The sequence below is a fragment of the uncultured Sunxiuqinia sp. genome (genome assembly GCF_963974515.1).
Taxonomy (GTDB): Bacteria; Bacteroidota; Bacteroidia; order Bacteroidales; family Prolixibacteraceae; genus Sunxiuqinia.
Window position 1 is genome coordinate 1 of the sequence record NZ_CAXBDD010000120.1, and the last position, 9,924, is coordinate 9,924.

The following is a 9,924-nucleotide window of genomic DNA, read 5'->3' on the forward strand; positions in this document are numbered from 1 at the left end:
TCGCACCAATACTGACGGTTCGGGTCAACGGATAGGTATTGAGGTCAATCCCATTAGGGGAAACCTCCGGATCAAAACCACTGTACTTGGTAAACGTCAAGAGGTTAGCTCCCGAAACATACAACCGGGCTGATTTCATGTGCAATCGTTTTATCAGCATGTTTTTGAAGGTGTAGCCCAGGGTTACATTCTTCACCCGCAGGTAAGTTCCGTCTTCCAGAAACCGGTCAGAAGGCCGGATATTCTTGTTCGGGTCGTTAAAAACAGCCCGTGGCACCGAATTACTGGTTCCTTCTCCGGTCCAGCGGTTAATCATTGCAATACTCTGATTTTGTGCGACAGCCATCCCTTCACTCCAAATCCGGTTCGCGTTATAGATATCATTTCCGTACACTCCCTGAAGGAAGATGTTCAAATCAAAACCTTTATATGCAAACCGATTATTCAAGGCAAAAATGAAGTCCGGATTTGGATTCCCGATATAGGTCCGGTCATCATCATCAATGATTCCGTCGCTGTTCAAATCCTTAAAGCGAATGTCGCCGGGCGAGGTTCTGGAGTAAATATCATCTCCGGGAACTTGCAGGGCATGCTCATCAACCTCTGCCTGCTTTTGAAAAACACCATCGGTAACAAAACCGTAAAAGGCATCCATCGCCTTACCGGCTTCAATCCGCGCAACTTGCTGGTTAAATCCAACACTGCCGCGTGCCATCGGAATGGTATCGTTCAGGCTTTTTACTTCATTTTTGTTGAATGAAATGTTGAAGTCCGTATCCCAGGCAAAATTCCCTGTTAGGTTACTTGAGCTGACACTAAATTCGATCCCCTTATTCACGACTTCTCCCGCATTGATAAACGGTACAACAACATCGGAATAACCAGTGGTAATTGGCACAGCCATCGGCACAAGCATGTCTTCCGTATTTTTCTGATAAACATCAACCGTCAGGTTGATTCGCTGATCGAATAGGGTGGCGTCAAAACCAATGTTGGCTTGTTTTTGCGACTCCCACTGCACATTTGGGTTGGGCATCACAATCGGCACGACGGCATTAACCAGGTTGTTGTTGAAATTGTATTTGATCGTGCTCAGGGCTGAGGCAAACGAGTAATTTCCAATTTCCTGGTTACCGGTTACCCCGTAGCCGGCGCGCAGTTTCAGGTCATCGATAAACCCGGCTGACTGCATAAAATTTTCCTCCGAAATTCGCCAGGCCAGCGAACCAGATGGAAAAATCCCCCATTTGTTATTGGCTCCAAATCGGGAAGAACCATCCCGACGCACAGTTGCCGTCACCAAATATTTGTCGGCAAAAGAATAATTCACCCGACCCATGTACGACATCAACGACCATGAATTTCCGTTTCCGTTGATATTTTTCTGGCTCAGTCCATTGTCCAATTGCTGAGTAAGGTCGCTGGCAAATTCCTGGATTGATCCGCTGATGTACTCAAACTTATTTTCCTGGGCACTGGTACCTGCCAAAATGGTCAGCCGGTGCTTTTCGTTGATGGTTGTATTGTAGGTCAGCGTGTTGTCCCAGTTCCAGGTGATGGATTTATTCGATGCTTCGCCCAGGTAGGATTGTTCCTGTGGGCTGGGTTTAAAATCATATTTGGGTGCCCAGTTACGGCTCTGCCAAAAGTTAGCTTTCAAACCCGCCTGCGATCTGAATTTTAATCCTTTCATCAACTCAATTTCTCCAAAAAAGCTTCCCAGAAGATTGTATCCCAAAGTGGTATTTTCATTGATTGTGGCTTTGCCAATGGGGTTGGCTATGTCGCCCGACCAGGCCGGAATTCCTTCGGGGCCGGAGTAAGTTCCGTCCTGATTGTAGATTGGTTGCGTTGGCAAAGCACGTAAGGCATCCAGAATGCTGTAGGAGCCACTGTACTTGTCATCGTGATTCAATGAAAGCATGTTGCCAAATTTCACGTTGTCAAAAAGCTGTGTGTCAGAGTTAAACTTGAGCGTGTATCGTTTAAAACCGGTATTGAGCACAATGCCTTCCTGGTCGAAATAATTGCCGGAAACATAGTAAGTTGTTTTCTCGCTTCCACCGGAGTACGACAAAGAATAATTCTGAATGGGTGCTGTACTAAATAGCGCATCGGCCCAATCGGTTCCTGCTCCCAGTGATGCAGGATCGCCAAAGGCCGGATTTTTAACCATTCCCGCGTTTTCCATCATCTCGTTATGCAGTGCCGCAAACTGCGAAGCATTCAGCATATCAACCATGCTTGTCGCTTCCTGTATTGCGTAATAAGCGTTGAAATTGATTGTACCTTGTCCTTTTTTGCCACTTTTTGTAGTAATGATAACGACTCCATTGGCTCCTCTTGATCCGTAGATTGCCGTCGCCGAAGCGTCCTTCAGAATCTGGATGGATTCAACGTCATCCATATTGAGTTGGTTTAGTCCACCTTCGGTTGGAACACCATCGATGACCATGAGTGGGTTGTTATTGTTGATGGTTCCTACCCCGCGAATACGAAAAGTAGGGTCACTACCGGGTGTTCCGTTCGAAATAATCTGCACACCGGCCGCTTTACCCTGCATGGCATCGCCTATGCTCGGCATAGGCAAGGATTTCATATCTTCGGTGCTAATGGATGATACCGAGCCTGTTAAGTCTTTTTTGCGCTGGGTACCATAGCCAATAGCGACAACTTCTTCCAGACCGATCGATTCTTCCATTAAAACAACATGGATCACTGATCTTCCGGCCACTGATATTTCCTGACTTTTAAATCCGACAAAAGAAAATACCAGCGTCGCATCGCCTGAAACTTCTGACAGATTATAATTTCCGTCAAAATCAGTTACGGCTCCGGTCATCGTTCCTTTAATCAAAACCGTGGCTCCCGGTATCGGATCTCCTCCTTCGTTTGTGACAGTTCCCCGAACAGGTTGCGATTGCTGAATCAATCCTGAGCGATCATCAGCTGACTTCGGAAAAAGCACAATTCTCCGGTCAATCACCTTGTACGTGATTTCGTCATTCCGGAACAGTTCGTCCAGAATTTCATCAATCTTCTTGTTATTCACATTGATGCTCACCCGACGATCCAATTTGACTTGCTCTGCATTGTAAAAAAATACAAAGTTCGATTGATCCTCAATTTCTCTAAATACATCTTCAAGCGTCACATTATCAAGCTCCATGCTCAGTTTGGTTTGTTGCGAATAAGCACTCGCAGAAACTTTAAGCAAGCTGATAAGCAAAATAAAAAAAGTTAAACGCATAATTCGTCCTAGTTTAATAATGCCGTTCCTGGGGAAGGCATCCCATTTCACCTTTTTTTTCATAAATTTGTTAAGCTTAATTAATATAAATGAATAGCGCTAACTATTCGTTAATTGACTTGCCCGGGGAATGCGGAAACATTTCCCGGGTATTTTTATTTATTTTCTCGCAATCCAAATGTCATCTCCAGCTACCTTTATCTTGACCGGAACGGTTAGATTGATTAGCTCAAACAGCTCGCTGATGTCCTCGTCCTGGTACACGCTTCCAGAATAGACCTCATTCTCCAGACTGGAATCCTGAAAATGAATGTTCACCTGGTACATGCGTTCCAACGTTTTTGAAAGTTCACCCAACGCTATTTTGTCAAAATAATATTCCCCTGCCCGCCATAAAGTGGCTAACTGAACATCCACGGCAACTACGGCATGCTTCCCGGTGGTCTTATTAAAGCTCCACTGCTCACCGGGTTTTAGCAGAACCGGCTCTTGCTGGTTTGAAATTCCTTGAATCTCCACACTTCCTTCAAGCAATGTAGTTTCCGTTTTTAAATCGTTGCGGTAAGCCCGTACATCGAATTCAGTTCCCAGAACATTCACACTCATATCCGTTGTTATCACCCGAAAAGTCCGCGACTGATCCTTGGGTACCTTGAAAAATGCCTGACCTTCCAACTCCACTTCCCGGAGACTTTTGCTCTCTGAAATCCGGTATGTAAGTTTTGAATCGTAGTTTAGGGCGACAAAAGTACCATCAGGCAAAGTCAACTCAGACTGCTGCCCTTTGGGCGTCTTGAATTCAATGATTTCAGCCTGTTCCGATTGCGTTGAAAACAACTGTCTGTCGCCCGCCAAATAGCCGGCCACTCCAAACAGCAACAAGACGGAAGCAACTGCAGCGATCCTGAAATAACGAGCAATGGAAATTTTACCGGAAGACGTGTTGCGAAAAGTTTCGATTGAGTGCTGCCTGATGACCAAAAAATCATCCGAATGGGTGGCTGCTGGCAGCAGTTCCTTTTTCTTGAACTTCAACACGTAGGCAATTAGTCCAGCCACTGCCGATGCAGGATTCTCTTTCTTCTTATTCTTATAATTTTCAAGCGTCTCCCGTGAAACATCGTCCTGAAATTTTTTGCTGAATAACCAATCGTTTACTGACTTTTTCATCGTGTTTTGTGTTGCTCCTTACCCTAAAAAGCAGGAATACCCCAAATATACCCTCGGTAAAAACATGCTGTAAAACAGGTTTTATAAAAAGACTTCGTTTGTCATCGAATCAGATGAAGGTACCAGATCAGTAATCCGGCATTAATTCAAGAAAAAACTTACCGAATGACGGTTTGCAGGAAGAGAATAATGGAATCGGAATCAGACTCCAGTAAGATTTTTAGTTTGTGAATGGCCTTTTGAATATTATTTCCAACCGATTGGTAGTTGAGCTGCATGATTTCTGCAATTTCTCTGTTGGAAAGGTTCTTATAAAATTTCAGGTAGATGGTCTCTTTTTGCCGTGCGGGCAATTGGTTGATCGATTCCGCTAACCGGTCGAGCTTTAACTCCTTTTCAGCCAGATCAACGTCCGTTGAATAAGTCAAATAAAACTCCTGCAACAGGTCTTCGTTAATCCCTGAACCACCACTTTTATTTTTTCTAAGGTTGACGAAAATTCGTAATCGAAGCGCCTTTAGCAGATAAAATAAGATGTTATCAGTTGACGACAGCTTTTCTCTTTTCCTGGCCAGCTCAAAAAAAAGGTCTTGGATGCTGTCCTTAACCAGGTTTTCATCCATCGTAAAGCGACGTCCATATTCAAAAAGCTGAAGATGATATACATCAAACAGATAGGAGAAAGCCTTTTCATCTCCTTTCTTGAAACGTTGCCATATTTCGTAGTCAAAATTTTTCTGCATGTCCGGGTTGAGCGCCACAATAATATGCAAAGCTTTTGAGAATATCTAAGATAACACTAAAAATCAGATCTGAACTCCTTGCTGAAAGATGTAACTCGACTTCCACCAAGCCAAACAAGCCTTGTGTAGCAGAACAATCATCGGTGGATCGTGCCATTCTAAAAGCACAAAAGTGAAAAATAACAGCATAGGCACATGGAAAAATACCCATGTGGAAATCTGTCAAACAGACTTCCTCTGTAACATACGCCCCTTCTCGCGATACAGAAGAACTCAACAACACTTGAGCCAACTTTCCACACCTAACGCCCGGCCAATTCTTTATTGACCGATTATTTCGTATTTTCGATGAAGCAAAAACTCAAACGAATAAATCATGACTTATTTAGCAAACGACAGGCGCTACGACACTATGACCTACAATCGATGTGGCCGATCGGGCCTGAAACTTCCGGCGGTTTCACTGGGGTTATGGCATAACTTTGGAGGTGTTGATGTATTTGAAAACGGCCGCGCCATCCTGCGCCACGCCTTCAACAAAGGCATTACCCACTTCGATTTAGCCAACAACTACGGGCCACCCTACGGTTCGGCCGAAGAAAACTTTGGCAAACTTTTCAAGCAAGATTTCCGGCCTTACCGCGACGAGCTGGTGATTTCGACCAAAGCAGGCTACGACATGTGGCCCGGCCCGTACGGGAATTGGGGCAGCCGCAAGTATTTGCTGTCAAGCCTCGACCAAAGCCTAAAACGCATGGGCCTGGATTACGTGGATATTTTTTATTCGCACCGTCCTGACCTGGAAACGCCGCTGGAAGAAACGATGATGGCGCTCGATCAGGCGGTACGACAGGGGAAAGCCTTGTACGTCGGCATCTCGAACTACTCGGCCGAGCGCACCCGCGAAGCAGCTCAAATCCTGCGCGACCTGGGAACGCCTTGCCTGATACACCAACCCAAATACTCCATGTTTGAGCGTTGGGTCGAAGATGAATTGCTGGATGTGCTGGATGAAGAGGGGATTGGCTGTATTCCGTTCTCTCCACTGGCCCAAGGCCTGCTCACCGACAAGTACCTGGATGGCATTCCGGAGGGATCGCGGGCAGCCAAATCATGGGGATTTTTAAAAGCGGAACAGGTAGGGCCCGCCATTGAAAAAGTGAGGCGGCTCAACGAAATTGCCGTGCAACGCGGACAAACACTGGCGCAAATGGCCCTGGCCTGGATTATGAAGGACCTGCGGATTACTTCGGTGCTCATAGGCGCCAGCTCGGTGCAACAATTGGACGACAACATGAACATGCTGGATTATCCGAACTTCTCGCAGGATGAATTGAACCGGATTGACGGGATTCTGAAAGGATGAAGAAATTGACCCCAAGTATTAGCATAAAATCTGAACGGTGGCTATTTCACAGCCACCGTTTTAATATTCACAAACTCGCGGATGCCAAAAACAGAGAGCTCACGCCCGAAGCCACTTTCCTTGATTCCTCCAAAGGGCAGCCGGGGGTCGGATTTCACAAAATCGTTAACAAAAACGCAGCCGGCATCCAATCCTTTCTCAGCCAACTGCTTTCCTCGATCCAAATCGCCTGTAAACACCCCTGCTCCCAATCCAAAAACCGTATCGTTGGCAATCCGGATTCCTTCCTCTTCCGTTTTTACTTTGAACAGTGAAGCCACCGGGCCAAACAACTCTTCGTCATAAGCTGGCATTCCTGGTTCAATATTTTCCAAAACGGTGGGTGGATAGAAAGCGGCTTCGTGCTCGGGAATGTAGCCACCGCAAAGAATTTTGGCGCCCTTGGCCACTGAGGCACTCACCTGTCCGTGAAGCTCATTGCGCAAATCGATGCGGGCCAATGGGCCAATAGCTGATTTCTCATCGTAGGGATCGCCGTACTGCGCGTCTTTCATCTTCTTCACAAAGGCATCGCGAAATTGTTCATAAACCTGCTCAACCACAATAAACCGTTTGGCTCCAATACAACTTTGTCCGGCATTGAGAAGCCTACTGGTGGCACACAGGTGGGCAGCTTCTTCAATATCGGCGTCTTCCAAAATCAGGTAGGGGTCGCTCCCACCCAACTCCAGCACCGACTTTTTCAACACAGAACCGGCAGCAGCAGCAACCGACTTTCCCGCTGGCGTGCTTCCGGTTAAGGTAACCGCCTTGACTTTCGGATTCTCAATCACTTGTTTCACCGATTTTCCTCCAATCAATAAACTTCGGAAAACATCTTTCGGGAATCCGGCGTCCTGCACCAGTTTTTCAATGGCCAACGAACAGCCCGGAACATTGCTGGCATGTTTTAAAACTGCTGTATTGCCCGCCATCAATGCCGGCGCCAAAAATCGGAACACCTGCCAAAAGGGAAAATTCCAGGGCATCACCGCCAACACAGTACCCAGTGGTTGAAAACTGACAAAGGATTCAGAAGCATCGGATGCAATGGATTCGCGCTCCAAAAAGCGGGCACCATTTTCGGCATAATATCGACACACCCAGGCGCATTTTTTAATTTCGCCCAGCGATTCTTTTTTTACCTTGCCCATTTCTGTAACAATCAAATCGGCCAGGAATTCCTGCTGTTCGAGCAGTTGCTTTTCCAGTTGCAGCAAGTGGCTGGCGCGTTCCTCAAAAGTGCTTTGCTTCCACGACTTATAAGCCAGATCCACTTCTTTAATGATACGCTTGGCATCAGCATCTGAATGTTCAGAATAGGTTTCAACGACTTTATTGGTAAATGGATTGATTGATTTCATGTGTTTCTTTTATTTTAACGCAAAGTCGCGAATACATAAAGAAATGATCGAAAAAAAAGGACCAGCCATCTTCCTTCAGGCGACCTTGCCATTCCATTAAAAATTTGTGTTTTTTCAAAGCTACAAATAAAAAAAGAGCCTTTCAATTCTGCTGCTTGCTCCAAACCGACCATCTCAATAGCTACACCTTCCAGATCAACCTCCTTTACGAAAATTGCACGTAAAAAGGTTGGGTTTTTCTCAATCTACTTTCCGAAACGGCATGAAAAAGCAAAACGCGAATTGTCGTAATCCGGCCGTTATAATTAAAGCCGGCTTTGATTGTTTGAAAGAATCTCTAAATTTGATGATGTAACGAAATGTGTTTTTTCCTTGAAAAAGATTCCTATTCATATCAGCGATGATTTATTAATTCAAAAACTAAGAAAGGGTGACCCCATTGCTTTTGAAGAGATTTTTTCGAAATACAGCAACAAGCTATACCAGTTCTCTCTCTCCTACTTAAAATCGGAGGCTGATGCCGAAGAGATTGTGCAGGATGTTTTTCTGAAACTGTGGGAAAAAAGGAAAGCCATCAAAACGGAGACTTCGTTTCAATCGTACCTGTTTACCATCACATTAAACTTCATTAAACGGCATTTCAACCGGAAAGCGAGGGCTGACCAATACAAGCACGAACTGGCCAGCCAGTTCTTTAACAGTGATCAGCTGGAAGCTTCAATCACTTACCAAGACCTCTTGAATAAGCTGGATCTGCTGATCAACCAACTTCCTGAAAAGCGAAAGCAGATATTCATCGAACGGAAACAACACGACAAACCGGTCAAGCAAATTGCCAAGGAGTTGGGAGTTACCCCGAAAACAGTTGAAAACCAGCTGACAAGAGCCTTAAACTTTCTGCGAGCCGAGCTTCAAAAAGACAACTTCGGAGGTTTTCTATTCTATCACCTTTTTGTCCGCCACTAAAAAAACTACGCGAATATCCACCAGGTTCCACTCATAATACCAGAAAAACAGTGATGATCACTCTGTTGCCATTGATCGTTTCAAAACAATTCAATGATTTCAATGACATTAAGAGAAGACCAGGAATATTCACAAAATCTTTTTTTTTATCCAGCGTGGGGGATATGTTCTTCCCAAGGATATAATATGCAAACAAGGAAGCCAACTCCGCAGGTGACTTGAAGTTGCCTGCTGAGTATAAAACAATACCATCATCGTGAAAAAAGAAATCGACAGCAAAATATTATCCCGGTACCTCGACGGTTCCTACTCACCTGATGATTATCAGCAGTTGAAAAGCTGGTTTGAAAAGCAGGATTCGACGGAAGCGCTGGATGCACTGATCCAGAAAAACTGGCAGGAATTCGAAGAACAAATTCCTGGCAAAAACCTCGATTTTATTCTGCAAAAAGTCCAGCGACAAATCTATCTCAACGAAAAAAAACAAACCAAATCCCTTTGGCATTTTTACCGGCAAGTGGCGGCGGTACTGCTGTTTCCAATTCTTTTGCTCACCGCTTACCTTTTTCTAAATAACCAACAGGCGCCCGACACTGCCTGGGCCGAGATCCACTCCCCCATTGGCGCCCGCATACAATTTCAGCTTCCCGACGGAAGCTCAGGTTGGCTGAACAGCGGATCAACCATCCACTACCCGGTGAACTTTACCAACCGGCAAGTGAAAGTTACAGGCGAAGCCTTTTTTGATGTCAAACCATCCAGTAAAAATAAATTTGTGGTGCAAACTCCTGCACTGGAGATCACGGTATTGGGCACAAAATTCAACGTTTCCGCCTATTCTGAAGATGATTTTACGGAAGTGGTGCTGGAAGAAGGCTCGGTGAAATTGGATGGTAAAGGCAGTACATTCTCAGAATCATTATCGCCCGACGAGCGGTTTGTCTTTGATGCTGAGCAAAAAACAGGGAGAATTGTTCCTGTTGATGCCAGTCTTCATTCGGCCTGGAAAGAAGGTAAGCTGGTTTT

7 protein-coding genes are annotated in these 9,924 nt (G+C 45.3%); 3 read left to right on the top strand and 4 right to left on the bottom strand.

The window, feature by feature from the left end; all coding sequences use genetic code 11:
- From AAC033_RS16875 to AAC033_RS16885, 3 genes are all read right to left on the bottom strand, one after another.
- On the bottom strand, positions 1 to 3,250 hold a 3,250-nt coding region (locus tag AAC033_RS16875), incomplete at its 3' end, for a TonB-dependent receptor (protein WP_339740272.1).
- 159 nt (positions 3,251 to 3,409) lie between these two features.
- A complete protein-coding gene (locus AAC033_RS16880; protein WP_339740274.1) occupies positions 3,410 to 4,420 on the bottom strand; it encodes a FecR domain-containing protein in 1,011 nt (336 codons plus the stop codon).
- Between the two features lie 158 nt (positions 4,421 to 4,578).
- Positions 4,579 to 5,193, bottom strand: a complete 615-nt coding sequence (locus AAC033_RS16885) for a sigma-70 family RNA polymerase sigma factor (RefSeq protein ID WP_339740276.1) — start codon at positions 5,191 to 5,193, stop codon at positions 4,579 to 4,581.
- Positions 5,194 to 5,539: 346 nt separating this feature from the next.
- Here AAC033_RS16885 and mgrA point away from each other — a divergent pair, with 346 nt between their 5' ends.
- Entirely contained in the window at positions 5,540 to 6,529 is a 990-nt protein-coding gene (mgrA, locus tag AAC033_RS16890; RefSeq protein WP_339740278.1) for an L-glyceraldehyde 3-phosphate reductase, read from the top strand.
- A gap of 41 nt (positions 6,530 to 6,570) precedes the next feature.
- Here mgrA and AAC033_RS16895 read toward each other — a convergent pair whose 3' ends face one another.
- Positions 6,571 to 7,932: an NAD-dependent succinate-semialdehyde dehydrogenase gene (locus AAC033_RS16895; protein ID WP_339740280.1), complete on the bottom strand. Its 1,362-nt coding sequence runs from the start codon at positions 7,930 to 7,932 to the stop codon at positions 6,571 to 6,573.
- 372 nt (positions 7,933 to 8,304) lie between these two features.
- Between AAC033_RS16895 and AAC033_RS16900 the strand changes: the two genes are divergently transcribed.
- Both AAC033_RS16900 and AAC033_RS16905 read left to right on the top strand, forming a co-directional pair.
- Positions 8,305 to 8,898 (top strand): RNA polymerase sigma-70 factor, encoded by a 594-nt coding sequence (locus AAC033_RS16900; protein WP_339740282.1) that lies wholly within the window; start codon positions 8,305 to 8,307, stop codon positions 8,896 to 8,898.
- 256 nt (positions 8,899 to 9,154) lie between these two features.
- Positions 9,155 to 9,924 (top strand): FecR domain-containing protein (locus AAC033_RS16905; RefSeq protein WP_339740284.1); only part of this gene is annotated, 770 nt, incomplete at its 3' end.

Excerpts from the sequence above, each read along its gene's own strand:
- AAC033_RS16880 (WP_339740274.1), bottom strand. The coding sequence starts at position 4,420 with ATGAAAAAGTCAGTAAACGATTGGTTATTCAGCAAAAAATTTCAGGAC.
- mgrA (WP_339740278.1), top strand. The coding sequence starts at position 5,540 with ATGACTTATTTAGCAAACGACAGGCGCTACGACACTATGACCTACAAT.
- AAC033_RS16895 (WP_339740280.1), bottom strand. The coding sequence starts at position 7,932 with ATGAAATCAATCAATCCATTTACCAATAAAGTCGTTGAAACCTATTCT.